The organism is Methylobacterium sp. 37f (genome assembly GCF_023093475.1).
Taxonomy (GTDB): domain Bacteria; phylum Pseudomonadota; class Alphaproteobacteria; order Rhizobiales; family Beijerinckiaceae; genus Methylobacterium.
Map to the genome: position 1 here is coordinate 138214 of NZ_JAGHKN010000002.1, position 25310 is coordinate 163523.

The 25310-nt window shown below is 70.5% G+C and carries 27 protein-coding genes and 1 tRNA gene; 15 read left to right on the top strand and 13 right to left on the bottom strand.

Annotation, left to right across the window (positions count from 1 at the left end; genetic code table 11):
- Positions 1-60 precede the first annotated feature (60 nt).
- Positions 61-1548, bottom strand: a complete 1488-nt coding sequence (locus J7U37_RS02075; protein WP_056479863.1) for an MFS transporter — start codon at positions 1546-1548, stop codon at positions 61-63.
- Positions 1549-1678: 130 nt separating this feature from the next.
- Here J7U37_RS02075 and J7U37_RS02080 point away from each other — a divergent pair, with 130 nt between their 5' ends.
- On the top strand, positions 1679-1933 hold the full coding sequence (locus J7U37_RS02080) for a hypothetical protein (RefSeq protein WP_247634664.1): 255 nt from the start codon (positions 1679-1681) through the stop codon (positions 1931-1933).
- On the opposite strand, the gene J7U37_RS02085 is transcribed toward J7U37_RS02080, so the two are convergent.
- From J7U37_RS02085 to J7U37_RS02110, 6 genes are all read right to left on the bottom strand, one after another.
- On the bottom strand, positions 1917-2999 hold the full coding sequence (locus J7U37_RS02085; RefSeq protein WP_247634665.1) for an ABC transporter permease: 1083 nt from the start codon (positions 2997-2999) through the stop codon (positions 1917-1919). The genes J7U37_RS02080 and J7U37_RS02085 overlap by 17 nt on opposite strands.
- Positions 2996-3919, bottom strand: a complete 924-nt coding sequence (locus tag J7U37_RS02090; RefSeq protein ID WP_247634666.1) for an ABC transporter permease subunit — start codon at positions 3917-3919, stop codon at positions 2996-2998. The genes J7U37_RS02085 and J7U37_RS02090 overlap by 4 nt, the downstream gene beginning before the upstream one ends.
- Positions 3916-5514 (bottom strand): peptide ABC transporter substrate-binding protein, encoded by a 1599-nt coding sequence (locus tag J7U37_RS02095; protein ID WP_247634667.1) that lies wholly within the window; start codon positions 5512-5514, stop codon positions 3916-3918. Before J7U37_RS02095 ends, J7U37_RS02090 begins: the two co-directional genes overlap by 4 nt.
- 7 nt (positions 5515-5521) lie before the next feature.
- Complete coding sequence (locus tag J7U37_RS02100; protein WP_247634668.1) at positions 5522-5956, bottom strand: heme-binding protein; 435 nt, start codon at positions 5954-5956, stop codon at positions 5522-5524.
- Positions 5957-6026: 70 nt separating this feature from the next.
- On the bottom strand, positions 6027-7010 hold the full coding sequence (locus tag J7U37_RS02105; protein WP_247634669.1) for an alpha/beta fold hydrolase: 984 nt from the start codon (positions 7008-7010) through the stop codon (positions 6027-6029).
- A 515-nt stretch (positions 7011-7525) separates the two neighbouring features.
- The gene (locus tag J7U37_RS02110) at positions 7526-9400 is read right to left on the bottom strand and encodes an ABC-F family ATP-binding cassette domain-containing protein (RefSeq protein ID WP_056180346.1); all 1875 of its coding nucleotides are present in this window, start codon (positions 9398-9400) and stop codon (positions 7526-7528) included.
- A 209-nt stretch (positions 9401-9609) separates the two neighbouring features.
- On the opposite strand from J7U37_RS02110, the gene J7U37_RS02115 reads away from it, so the two are divergent.
- The 4 genes from J7U37_RS02115 to J7U37_RS02130 are packed head-to-tail and all read left to right on the top strand — an operon-like array spanning position 9610 to position 13079.
- Complete coding sequence (locus J7U37_RS02115) at positions 9610-10302, top strand: Crp/Fnr family transcriptional regulator (protein ID WP_056180343.1); 693 nt, start codon at positions 9610-9612, stop codon at positions 10300-10302.
- Positions 10303-10318: 16 nt separating this feature from the next.
- On the top strand, positions 10319-11407 hold the full coding sequence (locus J7U37_RS02120) for an ABC transporter ATP-binding protein (protein ID WP_247634670.1): 1089 nt from the start codon (positions 10319-10321) through the stop codon (positions 11405-11407).
- Positions 11408-11409: 2 nt separating this feature from the next.
- Entirely contained in the window at positions 11410-12309 is a 900-nt protein-coding gene (locus J7U37_RS02125) for an ABC transporter permease subunit (protein WP_247634671.1), read from the top strand.
- Positions 12306-13079: an ABC transporter permease subunit gene (locus J7U37_RS02130; RefSeq protein ID WP_247634672.1), complete on the top strand. Its 774-nt coding sequence runs from the start codon at positions 12306-12308 to the stop codon at positions 13077-13079. The genes J7U37_RS02125 and J7U37_RS02130 overlap by 4 nt, the downstream gene beginning before the upstream one ends.
- A gap of 28 nt (positions 13080-13107) precedes the next feature.
- Here J7U37_RS02130 and J7U37_RS02135 read toward each other — a convergent pair whose 3' ends face one another.
- A complete protein-coding gene (locus tag J7U37_RS02135) occupies positions 13108-14988 on the bottom strand; it encodes an AsmA-like C-terminal region-containing protein (protein WP_247634673.1) in 1881 nt (626 codons plus the stop codon).
- 390 nt (positions 14989-15378) lie between these two features.
- On the opposite strand from J7U37_RS02135, the gene J7U37_RS02140 reads away from it, so the two are divergent.
- The 4 genes from J7U37_RS02140 (at position 15379) to J7U37_RS02155 (ending at position 17740) form a co-directional block, all read left to right on the top strand.
- Positions 15379-16107 carry a CoA transferase subunit A gene (locus tag J7U37_RS02140; RefSeq protein WP_056180324.1) on the top strand — a complete coding sequence of 243 codons (729 nt, stop codon included), beginning with the start codon at positions 15379-15381 and terminating at the stop codon, positions 16105-16107.
- Positions 16108-16130: 23 nt separating this feature from the next.
- Positions 16131-16790 (top strand): 3-oxoacid CoA-transferase subunit B, encoded by a 660-nt coding sequence (locus J7U37_RS02145; protein ID WP_247634674.1) that lies wholly within the window; start codon positions 16131-16133, stop codon positions 16788-16790.
- 140 nt (positions 16791-16930) lie between these two features.
- Positions 16931-17104: a hypothetical protein gene (locus tag J7U37_RS02150; RefSeq protein WP_200940895.1), complete on the top strand. Its 174-nt coding sequence runs from the start codon at positions 16931-16933 to the stop codon at positions 17102-17104.
- Between the two features lie 339 nt (positions 17105-17443).
- Positions 17444-17740 (top strand): hypothetical protein, encoded by a 297-nt coding sequence (locus tag J7U37_RS02155; protein ID WP_247634675.1) that lies wholly within the window; start codon positions 17444-17446, stop codon positions 17738-17740.
- A gap of 113 nt (positions 17741-17853) precedes the next feature.
- On the opposite strand, the gene J7U37_RS02160 is transcribed toward J7U37_RS02155, so the two are convergent.
- Positions 17854-18348, bottom strand: a complete 495-nt coding sequence (locus J7U37_RS02160; protein WP_247634676.1) for a phosphohydrolase — start codon at positions 18346-18348, stop codon at positions 17854-17856.
- 266 nt (positions 18349-18614) lie between these two features.
- Here J7U37_RS02160 and J7U37_RS02165 point away from each other — a divergent pair, with 266 nt between their 5' ends.
- Together J7U37_RS02165 and J7U37_RS02170 are read left to right on the top strand one after the other, a co-directional pair.
- Entirely contained in the window at positions 18615-19022 is a 408-nt protein-coding gene (locus J7U37_RS02165; RefSeq protein ID WP_247634677.1) for a hypothetical protein, read from the top strand.
- A 342-nt stretch (positions 19023-19364) separates the two neighbouring features.
- On the top strand, positions 19365-19715 hold the full coding sequence (locus tag J7U37_RS02170) for a DUF3140 domain-containing protein (protein WP_247634678.1): 351 nt from the start codon (positions 19365-19367) through the stop codon (positions 19713-19715).
- Between the two features lie 82 nt (positions 19716-19797).
- Here the strand turns inward: J7U37_RS02170 and J7U37_RS02175 are convergent.
- Positions 19798-19873, bottom strand: a tRNA-Ala gene (locus J7U37_RS02175).
- Between the two features lie 121 nt (positions 19874-19994).
- Between J7U37_RS02175 and J7U37_RS02180 the strand changes: the two genes are divergently transcribed.
- Both J7U37_RS02180 and J7U37_RS02185 read left to right on the top strand, forming a co-directional pair.
- Positions 19995-20297 carry a YggT family protein gene (locus tag J7U37_RS02180; RefSeq protein WP_056180307.1) on the top strand — a complete coding sequence of 101 codons (303 nt, stop codon included), beginning with the start codon at positions 19995-19997 and terminating at the stop codon, positions 20295-20297.
- Positions 20298-20392: 95 nt separating this feature from the next.
- Positions 20393-21439, top strand: a complete 1047-nt coding sequence (locus J7U37_RS02185) for a MaoC family dehydratase (RefSeq protein ID WP_247634679.1) — start codon at positions 20393-20395, stop codon at positions 21437-21439.
- On the opposite strand, the gene J7U37_RS02190 is transcribed toward J7U37_RS02185, so the two are convergent.
- Positions 21415-22326, bottom strand: a complete 912-nt coding sequence (locus tag J7U37_RS02190) for a LysR substrate-binding domain-containing protein (protein WP_247634680.1) — start codon at positions 22324-22326, stop codon at positions 21415-21417. The two genes, J7U37_RS02185 and J7U37_RS02190, sit on opposite strands and share 25 nt — an antisense overlap.
- Positions 22327-22433: 107 nt before the next feature.
- Here J7U37_RS02190 and J7U37_RS02195 point away from each other — a divergent pair, with 107 nt between their 5' ends.
- On the top strand, positions 22434-23402 hold the full coding sequence (locus J7U37_RS02195) for a hypothetical protein (RefSeq protein WP_247634681.1): 969 nt from the start codon (positions 22434-22436) through the stop codon (positions 23400-23402).
- Between the two features lie 100 nt (positions 23403-23502).
- On the top strand, positions 23503-23715 hold the full coding sequence (locus J7U37_RS02200; protein ID WP_247634682.1) for a DUF4287 domain-containing protein: 213 nt from the start codon (positions 23503-23505) through the stop codon (positions 23713-23715).
- A gap of 75 nt (positions 23716-23790) precedes the next feature.
- Here the strand turns inward: J7U37_RS02200 and J7U37_RS02205 are convergent, their stop codons facing one another.
- Both J7U37_RS02205 and J7U37_RS02210 read right to left on the bottom strand, forming a co-directional pair.
- On the bottom strand, positions 23791-24591 hold the full coding sequence (locus J7U37_RS02205; RefSeq protein ID WP_056180294.1) for a TSUP family transporter: 801 nt from the start codon (positions 24589-24591) through the stop codon (positions 23791-23793).
- A gap of 66 nt (positions 24592-24657) precedes the next feature.
- Positions 24658-25230, bottom strand: a complete 573-nt coding sequence (locus J7U37_RS02210) for a L,D-transpeptidase (protein ID WP_056180290.1) — start codon at positions 25228-25230, stop codon at positions 24658-24660.
- Positions 25231-25310 lie beyond the last annotated feature (80 nt).

Here is a 25310-nt window from a genome sequence, read left to right on the forward strand (position 1 = left end):
CAGACCAACACAGACCATCCCCGGCGGTTTCAAGCTTTGCCGGCGTCGGATGCGCCGGCGTCAGGCCGCTGCCAAAGGTTTCGAGACGTCCTCCAGGGATTTGCCTTCCGCCGCCGTGCCGAACAGGCCGCCGACGATGGCCGCCACCGCCATCAGGGCCGCGCCGATCAGGTAGCCGATCAGCACGTTGTCGCGTGAGCCGGTCTCCACCAGAGCGCCGAACAGGAGCGGACCGGAGACACCGCCGATGCCGGTGCCGAGCGCATAGAACACCGCGATGGCGAGCGCCCGGATCTCCAGCGGGAAGGTCTCGGCCACGGTGAGGTAGGCCGCACTCGCCGCTGCCGAAGCGAAGAAGAACACCACCATCCAGGCCGCGGTCTGGCCCACCGGCCCGAACACCTCGATCTTGAACAGGTAGCCGGTGATCGTGAGCAGAACCGCCGAGATGCCGTAGGTGAAGGCGATCATCGGGCGTCGGCCGATCGTGTCGAACAGACGTCCGAGGAGCAGCGGACCGAGGAAGGAGCCCAGCGCGAACGGCAGCAGGTACCAGCCGACATGGTCGCCCGGCACGCCGTAGAACCGTTGCAGCACCAGCGCGTAGGTGAAGAACAGAGCGTTGTAGAAGAACGCCTGCGCCACCATCAGGGCCAGACCCACCAGGGTCTGTTTGCGATGGCCGACCAGCATGGTGCCGAACACCTCCTTGAGGGGGGTGTGGCTGCGGGTCCTCAGCTTCATGCGCTTGCCCTCGTCGATGGGCGGCAGGGTGTGGCCCTCGTCGGTGAAGCGCTTCTCGATGCCGGTGACGACGCGGTCGGCCTCGGCGACGTAGCCGTGAGTGGCGAGCCAGCGCGGGCTTTCCGGAATCCAGGTCCGCAGGAGGAGGATCACCAGGCCGATGCCGCCGCCGACGAAGAAGGCGATGCGCCAGCCCCAGGCCGGGTCGATCATGCCGGGACGCAGCACCACGATGGACAGGAACGAGCCCATCGCGGCGCCGATCCAGAAGGAGCCGTTGATCACGAGGTCGGTCCAGCCGCGCACGCGGGCCGGGACCAGTTCCTGGATGGTCGAGTTGATGGCGGTATACTCGCCGCCGATGCCGGCCCCGGTCAGGAAGCGGAACAGGCAGAAGCTGTAGATATCCCACGACAGCCCCGTCGCGGCGGTCGCCGCGAGGTACAGCGCCAGGGTGATGAAGAAGAGTTTCTTGCGGCCGATGCGGTCGGTGAGCCAGCCGAAGCCCAGCGCGCCCGTGACGGCGCCGACGAGGTAGGAACTGGCCGCGAGCCCGATGTCGAATTCGGTGAAGCTCATGGGCTCGGCCCGCAGCGCCCCCACGAGGGAGCCCGCCAGTGTCACTTCGAGGCCGTCGAGCACCCAGGTGATGCCGAGCGCCACGATGACGAGGACGTGGAAGCGCCCCCAGGGCAGGCGGTCGAGCCGGGCGGAGATGTCGGTGTCGATCACGGTGCCCATCGGGACCCGTTCCGGCGCCGCGCCTTGCGCGCCACCCCGTTCCGCCACGGCTCTGGTTGCCATCGAACCCTCATTAACCTTGTATCACGACAGTTGTTGGCAATCCGCGCCGCGCCCCGGGAGTTCCGCCAAGCTTCGCCCGAACGCTTAAAGACTTTTGGCTGAATTCGGGATGTTCGACCGGACGCCCCCGATGCCTTTCCGATTCTTCCGCCGACCCTTCTGCCTGATCCTCGCCCTCACCGCCCTCGGGGTCATGCCCGCCGCGGCGTCGGAGGCGGGGCGCGGTCCCTCTTCGGGCAATCCCGATCCGTGGCGCCTGCGAACGAGGGACGTGGCCGTGGAGACCCTCGACGGGCGCGCCGGGAAAACCCGGCCGACCTCCGCGATCCCGGAGGCGCGGCGCGTGGTCCGGGTGGTCTATCCCGGCCTTACCGAGCCGCGCTGAGACGCGGGTCGAGGGCATCCGCGAGGCCGTCGCCGAGGACGTTGAGCGCCACCAGCGTGGCGACCAGGAACCCCGCCGGGGCGGCGAGCATCCAGGGCGCCGATTCGATGGCGCGCGAGCCCTCGGCGATGAGGGCGCCCCAGCTCGTGGACGGCTCCTGCACGCCGAGGCCGAGAAAGGACAGGAAGCTCTCCAGCAGGATCACCCGGGGCACCAGCAGGGTCGCCGCCACGGTGACGGGTCCGAGGGTGTTCGGCACGATGTGCCGCCGCAGGATCGCCACGGTGGAGAGGCCGAGCGCCTCGGCCGCCCGCACGAAGTCGCGGTGGCGCAGCGACAGGGTCTGCGCCCGGGTGATGCGGGCCATGTCGAGCCATTCCACCGCCCCGATGGCGACCAGGATCAGCCCGAGCCCGGCCCGGAAGAACACCAGCAGCAGGATGACGAAGAACACGAATGGCAGGGCGTAGAGCCCGTCGACGAGCCGCATCATCGCGGCGTCGACCCGGCCGCCGGCATAGCCCGCCACCGCCCCGTAGGTGACCCCGATGAGGAGGGCGACGCCGGTGGCGACGAGGCCGATCAGGAGCGAGACGCGGCCGGCGACGAGGCTGCGGCTGAGGAGGTCGCGCCCGAGCATGTCGGTGCCGAGGGGAAACACCAGCCGCCGCACCGGCGCCTCGACCACGAGGCGGCGCCCCTCCGCCGCGCGCGAGACGACGGCGGCGGGGCCGAACAGGTCCGAGCGGGGCAGGTAGCTGAGCGCCCGCTCGTTGATCGGGGTCGCCGCCGACAGGGTGACGTGCAGGACCCCGTCCGCGACCCGGATGTCCTCGGCCGTCACCCGCATGCGGAAGGCGAGGCGCTCCACCGAGGGGGCGATCGTCTCAGGGCGCGGATGGGGCGAGAGCGACGGCGGGGTGCGCACGAGGTCGGGATAGATCCGCGCCGGATCGTGCCCGGTGAGCAACGGGCCGACGAGGCACGCGAGGGCGATCAGCACCAGGACCGCGAGGGCCGCGACGGCGCCCGGGTCGCGGACGAGGCGCCCGAGGGCGCGCCTCACCGGGCGGCCCTGAGGCGCGGGTCGAGGAGGCCGGAGAGGAGGTCGGCCACGAGGTTGAGAACGATGACGAACAGCGCCACCAGCACGACGGTGCCCATCACCAGGGTGTAGTCGCGGTTCAGCGCCCCATCGACGAAGTAGCGGCCGATGCCGGGCAGGCCGAAGATGGTCTCCACCACCACCGACCCGGTGAGCAGGGAGGCCGCCGTCGGCCCGAGGATCGCCACCACCGGCAGCAGGGCGCCGCGCAGGGCGTGGCGGGCGATGCGCCGGGGCGGCAGTCCCATGGCGCGCTGGGTGCGGATCGGCTGCGCCGCCAGGACCTCCGCCATCGACGCGCGGGTGAGTCGGGCGAGCGCCCCGACCTGGGGCAGCGCCAGGGTGATCACCGGCAGGACGAGGTTGGCCGGGGCGCCGTTCTCCCAGCTGCCCACCGGCAGCCAGCGTAAAGACAGGCCGAAGACGATCTGCAGCAGGGGCGCCACCACGAAGGTCGGCACCGCCAGGGTGAGACCGGCCAGCAGGCCGACCAAGCGGTCGACCGGGCTGCCCCGGCGGAAAGCCGCGAAGGCGCCGAGCCCGATGCCCAGCACGAGGGCGAGCGCCAGGGCGAGGGCGCCCAACGTCATCGAGACCGGCAGGCCGCGGGCGAACAGGTCGCTGACGGTGAGATCGCGAAACGAGAACGACGGCCCGAAATCACTGGTCAGCAGGGCGGCGAGGTAGCGCCCGTATTGGACGATCAGCGGCTGGTCGAGGCCGTAGACCCGGGCGAGGTTGGCCATGGCGGCCGGGGGCAGGGGGCGTTCGAGGTCGAAGGGGCCGCCGGGGGCGAGCCGGATCAGGAAGAAGCTCAAGGTGACGACGGCGAGCAGGGTCGGGACCGTCTGAACCAGCCGGCGCAGCACGAAACCGATCACGCGGTCAGCCTCAAAAAGCGCGTCGGCGACGCGTTGCGCAGGTTCGGGTGATAGCCGGCAAGGCGCGGGGCGATCAGCGCCTTGGAGCGGGTGTGCATCACCGGAATCCAGGGCAGCTCGGTGACCACGATGGTCTCGGCCGCGTAGAGGAGGTCGGCCCGCCGGCCGATGTCGCGCTCGGCGGCGGCCTGCCGCATCAGAGCATCATAGGCCGGGTTGCCGTAATGGCCGGGGTTGAGGCCGTCATTTCCGGTCTCCAGCAAGAACAGAAAGTTCTGGGGATCGGAATAGTCGGCGATCCAGGACATGCGCGCCACGTCGAAGTCGCCGCCGTCGCGCAGGTAGGCGAAGTGAGTCTTGGCGTCGGTGTAGACGAAGCGGGAGACCACCCCGATGCCGCGCCACATGTCGGCGATGGCGAGCGCGGTGTTGCGGTTGTTGTCGCTGGTGTTGAAGCGATACTCGACGTGCAGGGGCTTGGCCTCATCGAAGCCGGCGGCGGCCAGGAGCGCCCTCGCCTCGTCCTCGCGGTCGATCGGCAGGGCGTCGCGCCCGGCGGTCTCGGGCGGCTGGCGATAATGGTCGAGGCCGGGCGGGCAGAGGGAGTAGGCCGGGTCCATGGTCTCGCCCCAGAGTTTCTGGGCCAGGAACTCGCGGTCGATGACCAGCGAGAGGGCGCGCCGCACCCGGACGTCGTCGAACGGGGCCTTGCGGGTGTTCACCGCCAGCGCGTAGAGGCCGAGCGCCGGGCCGAGCACCACCTGATCGGCGAACCGGACCTTCAGTGAGGCGATCTGGTCGCCGGGCAGGTCGGCCAGCGAGTCGATCTCGCCCGCCGCGTAGCGCCGGACCGCGCTCGACAGGTCCGGGGTCGGCAGGAAGGCGACCTGCGGGATCGCCACGGTGGCCGCCGCGTGGAAATGCGGGTTGCGCTCCAGGGTGATGCGATCGTTCGGCACCACGTCCCGCAGCCGGTAGGGGCCGTTGGTGACGCTGTTGCCGGGACGCGCGAAGGCGTCGCCGTGGCGCTCCAGGGAGGGCGGGTGCACCGGCAGGGCGGTCTGGTGGGTCAGCAATTCGAGTAGGTACGGCGTCGGCTGCTCCAGGGTCAGCACGAGGCGCCTTGCCTCCGGTGCGGCGGCCCCGAGAGCCTCGGGCGGCAGCGCGCCCCGGTTCACCGACCGGGCGTTCTTCAGGGGGAACAGGACCTCGGCGTATTTCGCCGCCGTGGCGGGGGACAGGATGCGCCGTAGGGCGAAGACGAAGTCGGAGGCCAGGACCGGATCGCCGTTCGACCAGCGCCCGTCCGGGCGGAGCTCGAAGTCGTAGGTGAGGCCGTCGTCGGAGACGGACCAGCGGGTCGCGGCGCCCGGGATCAGGGCGCCGTGATTGTCGTAGGTCAACAGGCCCTCGGAGAGGTCACGCAGGATATGCGCCTCGGCGACGGTCGAGGATTTGTGCGGGTCGAGGGTCTCGGGGTCCGCATCGTTGCCGCGCCGATACACGTCGGCCGGTGCGGCGGCGGCCCGGCCGACGCCTCCGGCGGCCAGGAGCGCCGCACCACCGACCAGCCATTGGCGCCGATGCGGGCGCATGCGCGGATCAGGCGCCGGTCTGCGCGATGAGGCCCGCCGCCTCGATGCCGGCCACCGCGCAGAGCTCGTCATTGTCGGAGGTGTCGCCCGAGATGCCGACCGCGCCGATCACCGCGTCGCCGGAGCGGATGAGGACGCCGCCCGGCACCGGCACGAGGGCGGCGGGGCCGACGAGGTGGCTGACCGCGGCGACGAAGTAGGCCTGCTCCTCGGCGCGCTTGTGGATCGCGCGGCCGCCGAGGCCGAGAGCGAGGCAGCCATTGGCCTTGCCCATCGCCACCTCGGCCCGGCGCAGGGAGGTGCCATCCTCCGCGCCCAGCGCCTTCAGGGCACCGCGCGCATCGTAGACCACCACCGCCAGGGGCTTGAGCGTGTGGGCGCGGGCGGTCTCCAGCGCGGTGGCGACGATGGTCTGGGCAGCGGCGAGGGTGAGGTCGGACATCGGGGCTCCGGGCTGTTCTCAAACGGGCGTACCCCTCGACTAACCCGGAGCGACGCGAGCGACCAGGGGCTCAGTGCCCGAGCCGGGCCAGGAAGGCGTCGTAGCGGGCGGTGACCGCGTTCAGGCGCTCGAAATGCGGGAAGGCGCCGGTCTCCAGCACCTCGACGGTCCAGCGCGGATCATCCCGGAAGCGGTCGGCATGACGGTAATCGACGAAGTCGCCCCGGGTGCCGTGGACCATCCAGACCGGTCGGTCGAGCCGGGGATAGACCTGGCCGGTCTCGGTGGCGAAGAGGTGCCCGGCGAGGAACGAGAAGGGTGCGAATTCGGCGCCCGGCTGGTGGGCCGAGACCTGGTCGTAGGCGAGCAGGCCCTCGTCGATGTCGCGCGAGCCCCAGGTCTTCTCGAGGAAGAAGCGCATGCTGGGGCGGCTGACCAGGAGGTCGAACAGGGCCCGGCCCCAGAGGGGACAGGCCGCCACCGCGCGGGCCGTGTCGCTGCCGGACGGGTTGCGGCGCGCATAGCGCTTGTCGAACCCGGTCGGGCTGATCAGGCCCAGGCTGCGGTAATCGTCCGGCCGCTCCAAGGCGGCGCGCGCGAGAAATTCCGCCGACAGCGACAAGGCCACCGCATCGATGGCCGTGCCGGGGTGTCGCCGCCGGATCTCCGCCGCCATGGCGTGGATCGCCTGCGTCATCAGCTCCGGCGTGTAGATCCGGTCGCTGCGCTCGGAGAAGCCGAAGCCGGGGAGGTCAAGGGCGTAGACCGGACGTTCCTTGGCGTAATGGCGGTAGAGCGGCCGGACCTCGTAGGCGTTGGCCGCCGCATTGACCGAGTGGATCAGCAGCAGCGGCACGCCCTCGGCGGGTCCGGCCGCAGAGAAGCTGAGGCCGCCGGCTGCGCTGGCGAGGCATTCCTGCCTGCCGGGGAGGGCCGGGTGCATGCGGCGGCGATGATCGATGCCGAGGCGACTATAGGCGATCCAGGCGCCGGCAGCACCGAGCGGCAGCAGCGCCAGCAGAGGCCCGATCCGGCGGCGGGGTCGATGGGGCATCGTCGGGTTCCCTACGGTTGCACGCGGTCGGAAACGCCCCGGCGGTGGGGAATGTTGCCGGGCCGGAGGCGGGATGGAGGGGAAAACGCGCGGGTGTCTGCGGCAGCAGAACGCGTCCCTCTCCCCCTTGTGGGGAGAGGTTGGGAGTGGGGGTGGCTCCGCCGGCCTCAGCAGGTCGAAGGTCACCCGACCACCCCCGCCTCCAACGCCTCCCCGCAAGCTCGACGGATTCTGGGCAGGCCGGAGATCCGCTGGGGCGGAGATGCGTGCGTCGGCGCCATCCCCGGAAAGGCGAAGGCCACCGCGCCGTCATTCCAGGGCTCCAGAGGCGAGCCCGGCCCCGAAAGGGGCGCGGCAAGGGTCTGCAATCCAGAGCCGGCGGACGGTGTAAAGTCCTGCCCCCCCTGTGTTTCCGGCTCCCGGGCTCCGCTGCGCGGCCCCGGGATGACGCAGTGGAGCAAGCGGGTTTTCGAATGGGAAACATCCCACCCCGCAGGGAGCGGCGCGACTCCCGCTCAGGCCGTCGCGCCCTCGATCTCGCCGCTGAGTTCCAGCCACTCCTCCTCGGCCGCTTCCAGGGCGGCGGCGGCGTCCGAGCGCATCTTGGCGATTTCGCCGGCTTTGGCCGGGTTGGCCTGGAAGGCGGTGCCGTCGGCCAAGGCCGCGTCGATCTTGGCCATGGCGTCGGTGAGCTTCTTCATCCGCGCCTCGACGCCCTCGAGCTTCTTGCGCAGGGGCGCGAGGGCGACGCGGCGGTCGGCGTTGGAGCGCCGCTCCACCGCCTTGGCGCTGCCGGTCGACTCGGCCGTGCCTTTCTCGGCCTCGCGCTCCGGGCCGGCCAGCACGAAGCGGCGGTAATCGTCCATGTCGCCGTCGAAGGCCTTCACGCTGCCGTTCGAGACGAGCCAGAGCCGGTCGGCGCAGGCCTCCACCAGGAAGCGGTCGTGGCTGACCAGGATGACGGCGCCCTCGTAATCGTTGATCGCCTCGACCAGGGCCTGACGGCTCTCGATGTCGAGGTGGTTCGTCGGCTCGTCCAGGATGAGCAGGTGCGGGCCGCGGAAGGCCGCAAGGCCCATCAGCAGGCGCGCCTTCTCGCCGCCGGAGAGCTGAGATACCGGCGTCTCGGACTTGGTGCCCGAGAAGCCGAGGCGGGCGGCCGCCGCGCGGGCCTTCGATTCCGGCACGTCCGGCATCAGGTCTCGGACATGGGCATAGGCGCTCTCGGCCGGGCGCAATTCGTCGAGCTGGTGCTGGGCGAAGTACGCGACCTCCATCTTGGAGGAGCGCCGCATCTCGCCGCTCAGGGGCGGAAGCCGCCCGCCGATGAGCTTGCAAAAGGTCGACTTGCCGTTGCCGTTGGCGCCGAGCAGGGCGACCCGGTCGTCGGGAGCGAGGCTCAGGTTCAGGCCCGAGAGCACGATCCGGTCCGGGTAGCCGGCCTGCACCCGCTCCATGGCGACGATGGGCGGCGACAGCGGCCGCTCCGGGCTCGGCAGGCGGAAGGCCGGCACGTCGTCCTCGATCACCGAGGCGATGATCTCCATCTTGGCGAGGCGCTTGACCCGCGACTGGGCCTGCCGGGCCTTGGTGGCCTTGGCCTTGAAGCGGTCGACGAAGCTCTGGAGATGGGCCCGCTCGGCATCCTGCTTGGCTTTCGCCTTGGCCTGGAGCACGCGCTTCTCGGCCACCTGCCGGGCGAAGGACGTGTAGCCGCCCTTGTAGATGCTGAGCTTGCCGCGATCGAGGTGCAGGATGTGGTCGACGCACTCGTCGAGGAGGTCGCGGTCGTGGGAGATGATCACGGCCGTGCGCGGATAGCGCTCCAGGTAGTCGTAGAGCCAGATCGTACCCTCGATGTCGAGGTAGTTGGTCGGCTCGTCGAGCAGCAGCAGGTCTGGCTCGGAGAACAGCACGGCGGCCAGCGCCACGCGCATGCGCCAGCCGCCGGAGAAATCGGCGCAGGGCCGCCCCTGCGCCTCCGCGTCGAAGCCGAGGCCGTGCAGGATCGCCGCCGCGCGGGCCGGCGCCGAATGCGCCTCGATGTCGACCAGCCGGGTTTCGATCTCGGCGCGCCGGAGGCCATCGGCCTGCTCGGCCTCCGCCATCAGGCGGGCGCGCTCGGTATCGGCGGCGAGCACCACGCTGTGCAGGGTTTCGGGGCCGGCGGGGGCCTCCTGCGCCACCGCGCCGATGCGCATGCCCTTGGGCATCGACACCGTACCGCCCTCGGTGGGCAATTCGCCGAGGATCGCCCGGAACAGGGTGGTCTTGCCCGCGCCGTTGCGGCCGACCAGCCCGACCCGGGCGCGGTCCGGAATGACGAAGGTGGCGCCGTCGAGGATCAGGCGCTCGCCGATGCGGTAGGTGAGGTCGTTGACGCGGAGCATGGCGCGCTTTTGCGGGGTCGGGGCGTCAGTGGCAAGCGGGCGCCGCATCGCGCCCCGCTTCCGGCAGGGTTGGCGCCGTTGACGCGCGTTTCGCAGAACTGGCGCGCGTTTGGCATCCACGCCTATCGGCAGGTGGGACGAGCCGGACAGCTTGACCCAGGAATTGCACGGCGTATCGATCAGGTCCGACAAACGAGGGGGCAGGACGCGTGACCACAGGACGGCTGACGACCATCCCGTTCTTCAAGGAGCCGGGAATCGAGCTGTCGGTCTACGAGACGCGCTGCCACTGGCGTCGCTTCGACGAGAACGAGGTGCTGGTCGATTACGACGACGTCTCCACCGACGTGTACTTCCTGGCCTCCGGCGAGGTCCGCATCCTCAACCGCTCGCAATCCGGCAAGGAAGTGATCCTCGGCGAGATGCGCGGCGGCGCCTTCTTCGGCGAGCTGGCGGCTTTGGACGGCATCGGCCGCTCGGCCAACGTCACGGCGCTGACCCGCGGCGAGGTCTGCGTCGTGCCCGCCCCGGTGTTCCGGCAGATCATCTTCGCCTCCGAGGCCATCGCCGACCGGTTGTTCCGGCTGCTGGCCAAGCGCGTGCGCGAACTGAACACCCGCCTGATGGAGCACGCGCTGCTCGATCTGCGCCACCGGCTCTATGCCGAGCTGCTGCGCCTGTCGGTGCCGCGCGCCGGCGGCGACGGCGAGCGGGTGGTGACGCCGCCGCCCTACCACCACGTGCTCGCCGCCCGCATCGGCTGCCGCCGCGAGCAGGTCACGCGGGAATTCACCGTGATGGCGGCCGACGGCCTGATCGACCGGACGCGCGGCGCCCTGGTGATCCGCCGGCCCGACCTGCTGGAGGCCCGCGTCGCGGAAGCGCTGCGCGAGGACGGCTGAGGCGCCGGCGCACGCGATGGCGTCGACGCCCGATCCCGCCGGCCGGCTGACCTGCACCGGCCTCGGCAAGCGCTTCGGCGCCCATGCGGCCCTGGCAGACCTCGACCTGACCCTGGAGCCCGGGGAGTTCGTGTGCCTGCTCGGACCCTCGGGCTGCGGCAAGAGCACCCTGCTGCGCCTGATCGCCGGCTTCGAGACCCCGACCGCGGGCACGATCCGCCTCGGCGGCACCGACATCACCGCCGATCCGCCGCACCGGCGGCCGGTCAACATGATGTTTCAATCCTACGCCCTGTTTCCGCACCTCAGCGTCGCCGCCAACATCGCCTACGGGCTGAACGGACTGGGGCGCGCGGCCCGTGCCGAGCGGGTGGCCGAATTGCTGCGCCTCGTGCGTCTCGACGGCTTCGCGGCCCGCCGGCCCGACACCCTGTCGGGCGGCCAGCGCCAGCGGGTGGCGCTGGCCCGGGCGCTGGCGCGGGAGCCACGGGTGCTGCTGCTCGACGAACCGCTCGGCGCCCTCGACCGCGCCCTGCGCGAGGAAACCCAGGGCGAATTGCGCGCCCTGCAGAAGCGCCTCGGCACGGGCTTCCTCGTGGTCACCCATGATCCGGCCGAGGCCCTGGCCCTGGCCGACCGGATCGGCGTGATGAAGGACGGCCGCCTCGTCCAGATCGGCGACGGCGCCAGCCTGTACGAGCGCCCGGCGAACCGCTTCGTCGCCGCCCTGCTGGGGGATGTGAACCTGATTCCCGGTCGGGTGCTGGCGCGGGAGCCCGGCGGGCTCGTCACCCTCGAGACCGCGCTCGGGCCGTTGCGGGCCTCGCGTGTTGCCTCGGATCTGGCCGTGGGGGAGGGGGTGATCGCCCTTCGGCCCGAGCGCATCGCCCTGGCCGGCGCCCCCTCCGGACACGATCCAGCACTGGCCGGACAGGTGGTCGAGACGACCTATCTGGGCGACCGGGTTCGGGTTCAGGTCCGCCTCGCCGACGGGTCGGTCTGGCGCGTCAGCGCACCCACGGGATCGGACACCCCCGCCATGGGGCAGACCGTCGCCGTGACCTACGCGCCGGAGCGGGCCTGGCTGATGCCGGCGGCGGGGTGAGTATGAAGCGCCTTCTGCCGGTCCTGCCCGCCCTGTGGCTCGCCGCCTTCGTGCTGCTTCCGCTGATCCTGACCCTGAAGATCAGCCTGTCGACCCCGGCCACCGCCCAGCCGCCCTACCTGCCGGTGCTCGACTGGAGCGCCGGGATCGAGGGCTGGGGCAGCTTCCTCGAAGCCCTCGACTTCACCAATTTCGAGACTCTGGCGAGCGATGCGCTCTACCGCGACGCCGCCCTGTCCTCCCTGACCCTGGCGGGCCTCGCCACCGCGATCCTGGCACTGGTCGGCACACCGATCGCCCACGCCATGGCCCGCGCCCCCGCGCGCCGGCAGCCGCTCCTGGTGGCGCTGCTCATCGTGCCGTTCTGGACGAGCTTCCTCATCCGCATCTACGCCTGGATCGCGATCCTGAAGCCCGAGGGGCTGCTGAGCGCGGGCCTGATGAAGCTCGGGCTGATCGGCCAGCCCCTGGAAATCCTCAACACGCAAGGGGCGGTGCTGATCGGGCTCACCTATGCCTACCTGCCCTTCATGGTGCTGCCGCTCTACGCCGTGTTGGCAAAGAGCGATCCGCGCCTGCCCGAGGCCGCGGCCGATCTCGGCGCCGGGCCGGTGCGGGTGTTCTGGACCGTGACGCTGCCGCTGGCCCGCCCCGGGCTGGTGGCCGGGGCGCTGCTCTGCTTCGTACCGATGGTCGGCGAATTCATCATCCCGGACCTGCTCGGCGGCTCCGACACCCTGATGCTCGGACGCGTCCTGTGGAGCGAGTTCTTCTCCAACCGCGACTGGCCGCTCGCCTCCGCGGTGGCGGTCCTGGTCCTCATCCTGGTCGTCGGCCCGCTGATCCTGTTTCGCGATGGCGATGCCGCCACGGCGCAGGGTGGCGCGGAGGCGAGCCGATGAGGGCGCTCGACCGCATCGCCCTGATTCTCGGGCTCGGTTTCCTGTACGGCCCAATCCTGGTGCTGGTGGCGTACTCGTTCAACGCCTCGGCCCTGGTCACGGTCTGGGGCGGGTTCTCGACGCGCTGGTACGGCGTGCTGTTGGCCGACATCCCCTTGCGGGAGGCGGCCTTGGTCTCGCTCGTCGTGGCGCTGGCGGCCGCCAGCCTCGCGACCGTTTTCGGAACCCTGGCGGCCCTGGCCCTGGACCGGGGCGGCCGCTTCGCCGGCCGGCGCCTCTTCACCGGTTTGATCTACGCGCCGCTGGTGATGCCGGAGGTGATCACCGGGCTGTCCCTGCTGCTGCTGTTCGTGGGCTTCGGGCTCGACCGGGGCATCCTGACCCTGGTGGTGGCGCACGCGACCCTCGGCCTCGGCTTCGTGGCCGTGATCGTCGGCGCGCGGCTGCACGGGCTCGACGGCGCGCTCGAGGAGGCGGCGGCCGATCTCGGGGCGAGCCCGGCCCGCGTCTTCGCCACCATCACGCTGCCGCTGATCGCCCCGTCCCTGGCGGCGGGGTTCCTGCTCGCCTTCACCCTGTCCCTCGACGACCTCGTGATCGCGAGCTTCGTGTCCGGGCCGGGGGCCACCACCCTGCCGATGCGGCTCTACAGCCAGGTCCGGCTCGGGGTGAACCCGGAGATCAACGCGGCCTCGACGCTGCTCGTCGGTCTCATCACCGCCATCGTCCTCACCGCCTCGTGGCTCAGCGGTCGCAAGGGCCTCGCCTGACCGGCGGCTGGGTCGCCGCCCCGGCCCGTCACGGCGCGTAGGCGCGGGCTCCGGCCGGGAGCGCCCATCCGGCGGCGGGGCTGCGCGGGCCTTTCGGCGGCACCATGGCGCCGCCGCGCAGATCGGGCTCGGTCTCCCGGGTCAGGCTCTGGACGTCGAGGCCACCGAACGGCCCGGCGATGCGGAAGCGCATCGGTGCCCGCTTGGCGCCCTCCGGTTGGCCGCCGCGCGCGGTGATCTCCGCCAGGGTGTCGCAGCGGCGGTCCGGCAGGGACACGGTCCCGCGCAGGGAGGCGGCCATCAGGACGCCCTCCATCGTGCCTTCGGTGATCTCGCCGACGCCGTCGCGGAAGCGCAGGCCGAGGACGGCGCGGTCGAAGGCCGTGCGCCCGACCTGCCGGACCGGCGCCCGATGGCGCAGGGCCGCCTCGGTCAGGTCGAACCCGACCAGGGTGCCCCCGTCGATCGCCAAGGTCGCTTGGCCGTCGAGTTGACCCAGGAAGGCCTGCAAATCGGCGCCGGAGGCCTCGGCCTGGAACTGACCCTGCGCGGCGCCGAGAATCCAGGGCTCCGGGCGCAGGTCCGCCGGGACGGCGGCGAGGTCGAGCCGATCGAAGGCGCCCTGCAACCGCGCATCGGTCGCGGCCGGGTTTCCAGGCACGGCGGCCAGGACGAGGCGCCCCTTCAGCGTGCCGCCGGCCAGGGTGGCGCGGCCGAGGGACGCCTCGATGTTTCCGGCGCGGACCAGGACGCTCGCCGCCAGATCCTCCGCCAGGACCGGTCCGAACCGGGCGGCCCCCGCCGAGATCCGAAGGTCGAGGTCGCCGCCGGTGTAGGGGCCGAGGGCGAGGGGACGCGTGCGCCAGTCCGGCGCGCCCTCGGGGACGGAGGTGATTCCGGCGGTCCGGAGCACGTCGGCCAGGGCCGGGGCGAGATTGAGCGTCTCGGCCGCCAGGGTCGCCTGCACCGCCGGCCGATCCGGGCCGAAGACGATGGAGCCGGCCCCTTCGAGCTGGTTGTCGCCGAACGACACCCGGACGTTGGGCAGGAGGAGGCGGCGCCCGTCCACCTCGAAGCTTCCCGACAGACCGAACGCCCCGACGAAGGGCGAGAGCGCAACGGTGCCGCCGGCCCAGGCCAGGGTCTCCGGCAGGGACCGCGTCTCGAACTGTCCGAGGCCGGTCAGCGTCAGGCCGTCGGCGCGGGCGAGGCCGTTGCCCTCGGCCGTCAGGGTTCCGGCGGACCAGGTCGCGGAGAGCGCGAAGGGGGTCACGCCGCCGTCGAGGAGGTCGACGACCCGCAGGCCCGAGAGGGTGAACCGGGTCGGCATCGCGCTCCACTGGAAGCTGCCGGACAGCTCGGCCTGTGCGCTCCAGAGCGGCCAGGACAGCGTGAGGTCGAGGTCGCGGGCGGTCTGGGGCGATCCGTCGCGCGGATCGAAGCCCGTGACGGTGGCGCGCGACAGGCTGATCCGGCGCGGATGCGCGGCGCCGTCGGCCGCGAGGCGGGCCTGAAGCAGGCGGATCGGCTCGGCCCAGCGTGAATCCCCGTCGCCGGCGGGCAGATGCACCGCCGCCCCGTCGAGCGTCAGGGTGTTCACGTCGAGGCGCCCGGTCAGCAGCGCGAGAAGGTTGAGCTGCAGCGACAGCGTACCGCCCTGCGCCAGGACCGGCCCGTCGCGGCCCCCCGACGCGAGGGTCACGTTCCGGAAGCCGAGGCGCGGCAGCGGCAGCAGCGTCACGTCGGTCGGACCTTCGGCCGTCAGGGCGAGCCCGTAGGCGCGCACGAAGTCCCGGGCCACGATGCCCTTCAGCCGCGGCGTCGAGACCGACCAGGGCAGGCAGGCCGCCACCAGGGCGGCTCCGAACGCCCCGAGGCTCAGTATCGATAGGATGCGGCGCAGCGGCATTCCACTCCATCCGGCGCCTGACCCGAGCGACGCGGTGCGCGATCGTCGCGGGGAAAGGCCCATCGGCCCCGGGCAGCCGCGACGCCGGATGAACCGGCGACCATCCCTGATAGTCCTCGACGGCCGGCTTGTCTCCCCGAGCCGGCCGGCTGCGGGAGTCTCATCCACTGCGCAGAAGGATGCACGCCGAAGACGCATGCACGTCGCCGAGGGGGTGAACACGCACATCGCCGGACATCGCTTGCCCGCCGGAGTTCGACGCGCTCAAAGGCCGGGCGGCATGCCGCGCCCTGTGAAATGTAACGGCGGCCTCGTCACAAGGGCTTGGCAGGACGCGACTTTCGCGTGACGGTCGCGCCGACGAAGAACAAACCCACCAGGAGGGCTTCCATGAAGAAGGTTTATCCGGACGCCACGGCGGCGCTCGCCGGCGTGCTGAAGGACGGCATGATGATCATGTGCGGGGGCTTCGGCCTCTGCGGCATTCCCGACGCCTTGATCGACGCGATCCGCGAGTCCGGCGTGAAGGGCCTGACCGTGGTGTCGAACAATGCCGGCATCGACGGCGTCGGCCTCGGCAAGCTCCTGGAGACCCGACAGGTCGCCAAGATGATCTCGTCCTATGTCGGCGAGAACAAGGAATTCGCCCGGCAATACCTCGGCGGCGAACTGGCGATCGAGTTCAACCCGCAGGGCACCCTGGCCGAGCGCATCCGCGCCGGCGGCGCCGGCATCCCGGCCTTCTACACCAAGACCGGCGTCGGCACCCTGATCGCCGAGGGCAAGGATGTCCGCGAATTCGACGGAGAGGACTACGTGATGGAGCGCGGCCTGTTCGCGGATCTGGCCATCGTGCATGCCTGGAAGGGCGACACCGAGGGCAACCTGATCTACCGGAAGACGGCGCGGAACTTCAATCCGATGATGGCCACCGCCGCCAAGGTCACGGTCGCGCAGGTCGAGCACCTGGTGCAGCCCGGCGAGATCGACCCCGACACCATCATCACCCCCGGCATCTTCGTGAAGCGCATGGTTCACGTGCCGGTGCGCGAGAAGCGCATCGAGCAGCGCACCACCCGCACGCGCGGCGAGCCCGCCGTGCCCGCCGCCGCCGTCTGAGAGCCGACAAGGAGACCACGATCATGGCCTGGACCCGCGAACAGATGGCGGCGCGCGCCGCCAAGGAGCTGCAGGACGGCTTCTACGTGAACCTCGGCATCGGCATCCCGACCCTCGTGTCGAACTACATCCCGGACGGCATGTCGGTGCAGCTGCAATCCGAGAACGGCATGCTCGGAATGGGGCCGTTCCCGTACGAGGGCGAGGAGGATGCCGACCTCATCAATGCCGGCAAGCAGACCATCACGGCGCTGCCGACCACCAGCTACTTCTCCTCGGCCGAATCCTTCGGGATGATCCGGGGCGGGCACATCAACCTGTCCATCCTCGGCGCCATGCAGGTGGCCGAGAACGGCGACCTCGCCAACTGGATGATCCCCGGCAAGATGGTGAAGGGCATGGGCGGCGCCATGGACCTCGTGGCCGGCGTCAAGAAGGTGGTGGTGGTGATGGAGCACACCGCCAAGGGCAAGGACGGGTCGGAGAGCCCGAAGCTGCTCGAGGCCTGCGACCTGCCGCTCACCGGCACCCACGTGGTCGACATGGTCATCACCGATCTCGGCGTCTTCCTGATCGACAAGAAGGGCGACGGCGGCATGACGCTGGTCGAACTCGCCGACGGGGTCACCGAGGACGAGATCCGCAGCAAGACCACCGGGCGGTTCACCACCAAGCTCGCCTGATCGCCGCAGGCAGCCTCGCTCGCAAACAAGACTCCAAACCCGCCCGACGCACCGTCGCGGCGGGTTTTTGCCGTCCGGCCGGTCCCCGCTCGTGCTCGGCGCCCTAGCTGACGCAGGACGACAACAGGGGAGCGAACCACATGGCGGCGATTTCGAAGCAGGTTCTGGACGAAGGCCGGGCGGCCAAGGCGGCGGGGCAGCCCGACGACGCGAATCCCTACCCGGCCGGCTCGCAGAACAGCGCGGATTGGCTCGAAGGCTATACCGTCGACGAGCCCGAGCAGAACACCGACCGGGCCGAGAGCGACACCTGAGCGGAGCCCAAGGAGCGGGGCGGTCCAAGCCGCCTCGCGCGCCCGTCGCCGGTGCCGGACCGGTGGCGCCAGCCGCCCCCCCTCGGGGCACGATCTCGCGGCCGCGTCCACGGCCCGTCGAGACCGGATCATCCGGCCATAACACAGCTCTGGATTGCACGCGAACCGGCCTAGGCTGAATAGTCCGCCGGTCAAACGGCACCTTACTAAGATGACGCTAAATGTTTGTCGCGCTCGGTGAAAATCATCGTGCCGGGATGAACAAATGAGACACGGCCGCGTTTGTCCACCACTTACCAAGAACTCCACCACATACCAAGAACTTGGAGACAACGCAGCATGTCCATCAAGACCTTTGTCATCGCCAGCTCCCTTGCCCTCGCCCTGACGGGATCGGCCTTCGCCCAGACCGCCGCCGGCGGCGGGTCTGCGGAAGGCAACATGAACAACCCGGGCAGCGTGAAGAGCAACAGCGAGAAGTCGATGGAGCGCACCGGCGCGCCGGCGAGCACGGGCTCCACGATGGCGCCGGCCGGAACCTCGGGCGGCCCGAGCACCGCGACGGTGGGTGCGCCCGGCGGCAGCACCGGCGGCAACGGCGAGACCGGCAGCGGCGCGGCCCCGAGCGGCAAGTAAGCGCGCGATCAGCTCAGCGCTGAATCAACCGGCCCGGTCGTTCGCGAACGGGCCGCCTCGTGACATCCGGCCCCGCAGCATGAACCGCTGTGGGGCCGTTTGTCGTCGGGCCGTCAGGCACCCGTGTAGCCGAGGGACGCGGCGGCCGCCTTCAGGCGACCGAAGGCCTCGGCATAGGCCGCGCGCCGCGCCTCGCCGCCCTTGAGGGTGCGGTCCGGGCTGAGATTGTCCTCGGTGTCGGACATCTTGATCAGGATCGCGCCGAGGTTGCCCTTGGCGATCAGCGCGGCGATGCGTGCGTCGTAGGGCATCGGCTCCGGCGGCTTGGTCAGCATCACGACCATCGCGATCACCGCATCCGGGAAACCTTCGGCGCGCAGGGCCACCGGCGTCGTCGGGCTGTCCTCGAGGACGTCGTGCAGGATCGCCGCCTGCATCACCTGCATCGGATCGAGGGCGAGGCGATCCACCGACTTGGCATGGCCCGCCCGCGCCACGGAGGCGTTGGCGACGCGCTCCAGGTGCCGGATATAGGGCTGCCCGCCCTTATCGATTTGTCCCGCATGCGCGACGATCGCGAAGCTGTGGGCCTCGAAGATGGATGCCATGACGCGTCCTTCGGCAGGGCCACCGCCGGGCGCGGAAACGCCCGCCTTTGACCGCTTCCGCCGTGTCTGCCCCGATTCCGCGGGACCGTAAACCATCCCGCGCGCGGACGATCGCCGCATTGCGCGGGGCCTCTGGAACGCGATGGCCCGGAAACGGGACGCCGCCGTCCGGCAGCGTTAGCGGCCCATTAAGCGGAACCATCGAAATCAAGGGATCATCAGGGGGCGTTCCCCGGCCTTCGGGCACAGCGTGAGGACAGTGGCGTATGGGCAGCGTTCCGGCGACGATGGACAATGTGGTTCCCTTCCGACGCGCCCTTCGCACCCAGCACACGGAAGCGGCCGCACCCCGGGGTGGTCTGGCGGCCCGCCGCAGCGAGCAGCGCGCGCTGATGGATTCGGTCTACAACACCGGCAGCCTCCCGGTGGCGGCCGGCGACCGAGAGACGAAGCTCATCGCGGCCCGGCTCCAGGTCTACGGCTTCGTAACGATCGAGGAGATCGCGACCGACGGCACGGCGCGCCGCCTGCGTCCCTCCGAGGCCATCCGGGCGCGGACCGATTCGCCGTGGCGCCTCACCAAGGCGAGCTACGGCGCCGGGGCCGGCCTCGCCGTCACCATTCCGGCGATCGACGGCTTCCTGTTCGACCAGCCCTCCGGCGTTCCCGCCTGAGGCTCGACGGAGGTCGCCGGACCCGGCTGTGGCGGCCGGGAGACATCGGCAATTTCCTCGCCGGCACCGTAGTCGGGATCATCGAATTTTCAGGGCGGCCGTGACATGAGTGGGTTCGTTCCACACCCGGCCATACCGCCATGCTGTCCGCCTCTGAAAACCTCGTCATCCAGCACCGTGAGATCGTCGCCGTCCTGGCGACGTACGGGATCTTCTTCGCCGGCGTGATGGCGGTGGCCTGGCTGATCGCCTGAGGCCAGGCGTGCGGGTCGCGCCGTCGCGGGCGCGGAACCCGCGGGGTTTTGCCCCGGTTTCTCGCCCGACTTTTCGGGAGACGACACCATGGCCAAGGCCGACGACCACGCCGAAACCTTCGCGGCCTTCCACGAAGCCGTGAACATGACCCCGGCCAAGCTGGAAGCCTACCTGGAGACGGACGAGAGCCAGTCCATCGGACAGAAGACGGGCGGCGGCGAAGCCACGGGCCATCGCGAGGGCCGGCGCATCGTCGCGCTGCTGAGGACCAAGAAAGCCGATCTCAGCGACGACGATTACGCCCACATGGCGAAGGTCGTCGGCTACGTCCACCGCCACCTGAAGCAGGGCGGCCCGGAGGACAAGAGCGCGGTGAAGGACTCGCCCTGGCGCCTGTCGCTGATGAACTGGGGCCACGATCCGCTCAAGCACGACTGACCGGACCGGATCGGCCGTAGCGATGTCTTGCGAGCAGGGTGTTGGAAAAAACCACCGGCAGCCCCCGCGCCTGGGGGTAACCTGGTGGAGCTGAGCGGGATCGAACCGCTGACCTCCGCAGTGCGATTGCGGCGCTCTCCCATCTGAGCTACAGCCCCGTTCCGGGGTGGCGGCCTTTTAGGCTTGCCCACGTCGACCTGTCAATTCCAGAAATCCTGCAGCTTTGCGTGCGCGTGATGCGTCCCGCGAGCGCGGGCCACGAGGACATCGTTTCCGCGCATGAACGCCTTCATCTGGCTCTTCGACACCGTCGTGCAGCTCTACATCTACGTCCTCATCGCCAGCGCGGTCCTGAGCTGGCTCGTCGCGTTCAACGTGGTGAACGTGCGCAATCCGATCGTGTCGCAGATCGGTGAGGTGCTATACCGCCTCACCGAGCCGGTGCTGCGCCCGATCCGCAACATTCTCCCGAACCTCGGCGGCGTCGACCTCTCGCCGATCGTGCTGGTGCTGCTTCTGCTGTTCGCGAGCCGCCTGCTGCACGAGTTCGTGCCGACCCAGACCGTCGTCTATCCGGGCTGACCCGGCACCGTGGCGGCGAGCCGGTCCCGGCTCGCCGCCCAGCCCGACACAACAAGAAACGCGAGCCGCCGCGCCGTTCGAGGGACGCCCGAATCATGAAGACCAATCCCGGCCGCTTCTTCGAGGATTACCGCCTCGGCGAAACCATCCGCCATGCCACCCCGCGCACGGTGACCCTCGGCGACGTCGCGCTCTACACCGCGCTCTACGGCCCCCGCTTCGCCGTGCAATCCTCGGACGCCTTCGCGCGCGCCATCGGCTATCCGCAGAGCCCGCTCGACGACCTCCTCACCTTCCACGTGGTCTTCGGCAAGACCGTGCCGGACATCTCCCTCAACGCGCTGGCCAATCTCGGCTACGCCGAGGGCGGCTTCCGCCGGCCGGTCTATCCGGGCGAGACCCTCTCGACCGTGTCGGAAGTCATCGGCCTCAAGGAGAGCTCGAATCGCCAGACCGGCGTGGTCTACGTGCGCTCCACCGGCTCGGACGCCCAGGGCGAGACCGTGCTGAGCTATTGCCGCTGGGTGCTGGTGAAGAAGCGCGACCCCGAGGCAACGATTGCGCAGGAGCACGTGCCGACCTTCGCGAAGGTGGTGGACCCGGCCGACCTCGCGAGCGCCCTGCCGCCCCTGAATCCGGGCGCCTACGACGTCGAACTCGCCGGCTCGCCGCACCGCTTCGGCGACTACGTGGTGGGCGAGAAGATCGACCATGTCGACGGCATGACCGTGGAGGAGGCCGAGCACCAGATCGCCACACGCCTGTACCAGAACACCGCCAAGGTGCATTTTGACGGCTACGCGGCCAAGGACACCCGTTTCGGTCGGCGCCTGATCTACGGCGGCGTCGTGATCTCGCTCGCGCGCGCCCTCAGCTTCAACGGTTTGGGCAACGCCTTCGCGCTGGCGGGCATCAATGCCGGGCGCCACGTGGCCCCTCTGTTTGCCGGCGACACCGTCTATGCCTGGAGCGAGGTGCTGGAGACCGCCGACCTGCCCGGCCGCACCGACATCGGCGCCCTGCGCCTGCGCACCGTCGCCACCAAGAACCAGCCCTGCGGCAACCACCCCGACAAGACCGGCGAAGGCTACGACCCGTCGGTCATCCTCGACCTGGATTACTGGGCCTTCATGCCGCGCTGATCCGCGTCGAAATTCGCGACCAGAAAGTCGACGAAGACGCGGAGCTTCGGCGACAGGTGGCGGTTCGAGGGCCAGACGAGCCAGAAATCGCCGCCCTCGGCCAGAGCCTCCGGAAGGACTTCCGTCAGCGCGTCCTGTGACAGCGCCTCGGCGGCCAGGAAGCGCGGCATCGCGGCGATCCCCAGACCCGCGATGGCGGCGGCGCGCAGGGCCTCCATGTTGCTGGCGACGAGGGGGGTCGAAAAGGCGTCGGCGGCCGTCGCGGCCATGCCGCGCAGGACCCAGGGCTGCGGGTTCGCCGCCGATGCCTGCCGGAAACGCAGGCAGGCATGGGCGCTCAGATCGTCGACGCCACGGGGGGTTCCGGCCCGCGCGAGGTAGGACGGCGCCGCGCACAGCACCATCCGGAAACCACCGATCCGGCGCGCGACCATGCGCGAATCCGCCGGCACGCCGCTGCGGATCGCGGCATCGAAGCCTTCCTCGACCAGATCCACCATCCGATCGCTGAAATCGAGATCGAGCCGGATGTCGGGATAGAGTCGGGCGAAGCCCGGCAACAGCGGCACCAGGAAGCGATACCCGATCGTCGGCAGGCTCAGTCGCAGCCGTCCGCGTGGGGACGACGCCAGCGCGCTGACGGCGAGATCCGCCTCGGCCAAGGCATCGAGCGCCCTGCGGCACGGTTCGAGGAACAGGGCGCCTTCCGCCGTGAGGCTGACGCTCCGGGTGGTGCGCTGGAGCAGGCGGACGCCCAATTCGGCTTCCAGCCTGGCGACGCTCTTGCCGATGGCCGACGGGGACAGCCCGAGGGTGCGGGCGGCGGCTGCGAAGCTGCGGGCATCGGCGGTGCGGACGAAGGCGGTAAGGGCGGCGAGGCGGTCCATGTGCGGAATCATAGCGTATCCGTCCACAATGCCAGTCCCAGGCGAGCCATTGTTTCCAAAGTTGCGGCGATGGACGTTGTGCGCCCGCATCCCGACCGGAAACAGCCATGGACCACGCGACGCCCCCCTACGCCTTCGTGGAGAACGTTCCCCATCCCGAGGATCTCGTGCGCCTTGAGGGAACCGCCTGGATCGTCGTCAGCAGCATGCCGTCGCCCCGGGGCGGCGGCGGCCGCCTCTCCGTCGTGGATGCGGAGCATCCGGACCGCCCGCCTTTCGCCCTGTTTCCCTCGGCGGACATGCTGACGGGCGCCCCCGTCGCCGGCACGTTCTCACCCCACGGCATCAACATCCGGGCCACCGGCCCAGGCGCGTTCGAGCTCTACGTCGTCGATCACGGCGCGGGCGAAGCGGTCGACATCTTCGATCTCGCGGTGACGCCCTCCGGCCCGCGCGGACGGGCCGTGCGCCGGGTGGCGATGCCGCCGGGCACCTGGGGCAACGGCATCGCGCCGACCCCGGAGGGCGGCTTCGTCGTGACCAGCATGTTCGATCCCGGCGATCCGGACTTCCTCGCGAAGTTCGAGGCCGGCACGCCCACCGGCGGGGTCTGGCACTGGTCGCCCGAGGGCGGATGGGCTTCGATCGCCCCACGCCCGCTCTCCGGTGCCAACGGGATCGAACTCACCCGCGATGGTCGCTTCGTGATCGTGTCCGAATGGGCGACGCGCCGGCTCTGGCGCTTCCCGCTGACGGGGGAGGGCGGCATCACCGCTGTCGACCTCGACTTCCTTCCGGACAACCTGCGCTGGGGATCGGATGGACGCCTGCTGCTGGCAGGCCAGAACGCGACGCCGCGCGCGGTGTTCGGCTGCGAGGCCGCCGGACGGCCGTGCCCGATGGCCTTCACGGTGGTGGAGGTCGATCCCGAAACCCTGGCGACCCGTGTCGTCGTGCGCGGCGGGGATTCCCGCTTCGGCGGCGCGACCGGAGCCCTCGGGGTCGGCGGTGAGGTCTGGGTCGCCAGCTTCACCGGCCAGCGCGTCGCTCGCTATCTTCGGCCCGGCCGCCCGTGACCCGACCGGCTCCGTGCCATGGTTGCGAAGGCGGCAGGATGTGTTCAGGTTGGCTTGTTCACATTGAAGTCATCCGCCTGCACGCGAAGGACGACGCGCCGTGGCGACCGAGACGACCAAAGGTCCGGCCTCCTATTTCCCGTCGATCGAGAAGACCTATGGCCGGCCCATCGCCTTCTGGCAGCAGATCGTTCTCGACAGGCTTCCGGCGAGGCACATGGAACTCGTCGCGATGCTGAAGACCCAGCATGGCATGGGCCATGGACACGCCAACGCGATCGTGGCGCATGTCCTGGCGACGCGGAAAGCGTGACGCCATCCCGCCGAGACACCGACGTGGAGCGAAGCTCGCGAAGCCCTCGGCTTTACTGGCGACCGCGTTCGGCGATCACCCCCCGAACCATCCGGCCACGGCGCGGCGCAGCGGATTGGCCGGATCGGACAGGAGGCGCAGAGCCATCAGGCACGCAATGGTGACGAGGAGGGGACGGATCAGGCGGGCGCCCATGCGGATCGCCAGGCGCGAGCCGATCTGCGCGCCGAGGAAGGCGCCCACCGCCATCACCAGGCCGATGGCCCAGACCACGTGGCCGCCGAGCGCGAACAGGGCGAGGCTGCCGAGGTTGCTCGCCGCGTTGGCGAGCTTGGTGTGGGCGGTGCCCTTCACCACGCCGAGCCCCAGCAGGGTGACGAAGCCGATCATGTAGAAGGCCCCGGCACCGGGACCGAACACGCCGTCATAGAAGCCGACCGCCGGCGCCCAGGTCAGGGCGAACCAGTTCGGCGTGATGCGGGCGGTGGCGTCCTCGTTGCTCATGCGCTTGGCGGTGGCGAAATAGATCGCGATCGCCACCAGAAGGATGGGCACGGCCGCGTCGAGAACCGGCCGCGGCAGCAGGCTGACGCAGAGCGCGCCCGCGATGGAGGCGCAGCCGGCGCTCACCGCGATTTTCCAGGCGTCCGGCCAGTGGATCAGGCGGCGGCGGGCGAAGGCGAGGGTGGAGGAGACCGCGCCGGCGCTGCCCTGGAGCTTGTTGGTCGCGATGGCGGAGACGGGATCGAGACCGGCGAGCAGCAGAGCCGGCAGGGTCAGGAGGCCGCCGCCGCCTGCGATTGCGTCGACGCAGCCGGCCGCCAGCGCGACCGCGAACAGACCCGCGATCAGGCCGATATCGACTCCGAAAATCATCCCGTCCTCACGTCTCAGGTCCAGCGAGGCCGGCCGGCGGCGGTCTCGCCAGGGTGGTGGCCGTCCTCAGTTGCGGACGACGACCTTGGTGCCGACCTTGGCGCGATCGTAGAGGTCGACGATGTCCTTGTTCGTCATGCGGATGCAGCCGGACGAGACGGCGGCGCCCATCGTCTCGGGCTCGTTCGAGCCGTGGATGCGGTAGAGCGAGGAGCCGAGATAGAGGGCGCGGGCACCGAGCGGGTTGTCCTGGCCGCCGGCCATGAAGCGCGGCAGGTCGGGCCGGCGCGCCAGCATCTGCGCCGGCGGGCGCCAATCCGGCCATTCCTTCTTCATCGTCACCGTCTTCTCGCCGGACCACGAGAAGCCCTGGCGGCCGACGCCGACACCGTAGCGCACGGCCTGGCCGCCGCCGAGCACGTAGAAGAGCCGGCGCTGACTCGTGGAGACCACGATGGTGCCGGGCTTCTCGGCGCCCTTCCAGGCGACGGTCTCGCGCGGGATCGCCTGCTCCTTGAAGATGTTCATGAAGTCGGCGATCGGCCCGCTGTCGAACGGGTTGCCGGCGAAGGCCGGTCCGGTCGCAAGGGTCAGGGCCGCCGCCAGGGCGGATGCGGCGAGAGCGCGGCGCGTCTGCATGGTCTGTCCTCCAGCCGAAAACCGGGGGAGCGCAGGCGCGAGCGCCCGGCGTGTCCGGAAGGCATGTGGTCGAGGGAGAG

Coding starts and splice junctions, on each gene's coding strand:
- J7U37_RS02190 (WP_247634680.1), bottom strand. CDS start 22,326: ATGGACCGCCTCGCCGCCCTTACCGCCTTCGTCCGCACCGCCGATGCC.
- J7U37_RS02185 (WP_247634679.1), top strand. CDS start 20,393: ATGAAGACCAATCCCGGCCGCTTCTTCGAGGATTACCGCCTCGGCGAA.
- J7U37_RS02150 (WP_200940895.1), top strand. CDS start 16,931: ATGGCGGCGATTTCGAAGCAGGTTCTGGACGAAGGCCGGGCGGCCAAG.
- J7U37_RS02110 (WP_056180346.1), bottom strand. CDS start 9,400: ATGCTCCGCGTCAACGACCTCACCTACCGCATCGGCGAGCGCCTGATC.
- J7U37_RS02195 (WP_247634681.1), top strand. CDS start 22,434: ATGGACCACGCGACGCCCCCCTACGCCTTCGTGGAGAACGTTCCCCAT.
- J7U37_RS02135 (WP_247634673.1), bottom strand. CDS start 14,988: ATGCCGCTGCGCCGCATCCTATCGATACTGAGCCTCGGGGCGTTCGGA.
- J7U37_RS02205 (WP_056180294.1), bottom strand. CDS start 24,591: ATGATTTTCGGAGTCGATATCGGCCTGATCGCGGGTCTGTTCGCGGTC.
- J7U37_RS02120 (WP_247634670.1), top strand. CDS start 10,319: ATGGCGTCGACGCCCGATCCCGCCGGCCGGCTGACCTGCACCGGCCTC.
- J7U37_RS02145 (WP_247634674.1), top strand. CDS start 16,131: ATGGCCTGGACCCGCGAACAGATGGCGGCGCGCGCCGCCAAGGAGCTG.
- J7U37_RS02180 (WP_056180307.1), top strand. CDS start 19,995: ATGAACGCCTTCATCTGGCTCTTCGACACCGTCGTGCAGCTCTACATC.
- J7U37_RS02140 (WP_056180324.1), top strand. CDS start 15,379: ATGAAGAAGGTTTATCCGGACGCCACGGCGGCGCTCGCCGGCGTGCTG.
- J7U37_RS02210 (WP_056180290.1), bottom strand. CDS start 25,230: ATGCAGACGCGCCGCGCTCTCGCCGCATCCGCCCTGGCGGCGGCCCTG.
- J7U37_RS02155 (WP_247634675.1), top strand. CDS start 17,444: ATGTCCATCAAGACCTTTGTCATCGCCAGCTCCCTTGCCCTCGCCCTG.
- J7U37_RS02075 (WP_056479863.1), bottom strand. CDS start 1,548: ATGGCAACCAGAGCCGTGGCGGAACGGGGTGGCGCGCAAGGCGCGGCG.
- J7U37_RS02100 (WP_247634668.1), bottom strand. CDS start 5,956: ATGTCCGACCTCACCCTCGCCGCTGCCCAGACCATCGTCGCCACCGCG.
- J7U37_RS02125 (WP_247634671.1), top strand. CDS start 11,410: ATGAAGCGCCTTCTGCCGGTCCTGCCCGCCCTGTGGCTCGCCGCCTTC.
- J7U37_RS02165 (WP_247634677.1), top strand. CDS start 18,615: ATGGGCAGCGTTCCGGCGACGATGGACAATGTGGTTCCCTTCCGACGC.
- J7U37_RS02105 (WP_247634669.1), bottom strand. CDS start 7,010: ATGCCCCATCGACCCCGCCGCCGGATCGGGCCTCTGCTGGCGCTGCTG.
- J7U37_RS02130 (WP_247634672.1), top strand. CDS start 12,306: ATGAGGGCGCTCGACCGCATCGCCCTGATTCTCGGGCTCGGTTTCCTG.
- J7U37_RS02170 (WP_247634678.1), top strand. CDS start 19,365: ATGGCCAAGGCCGACGACCACGCCGAAACCTTCGCGGCCTTCCACGAA.
- J7U37_RS02095 (WP_247634667.1), bottom strand. CDS start 5,514: ATGCGCCCGCATCGGCGCCAATGGCTGGTCGGTGGTGCGGCGCTCCTG.
- J7U37_RS02080 (WP_247634664.1), top strand. CDS start 1,679: ATGCCTTTCCGATTCTTCCGCCGACCCTTCTGCCTGATCCTCGCCCTC.
- J7U37_RS02160 (WP_247634676.1), bottom strand. CDS start 18,348: ATGGCATCCATCTTCGAGGCCCACAGCTTCGCGATCGTCGCGCATGCG.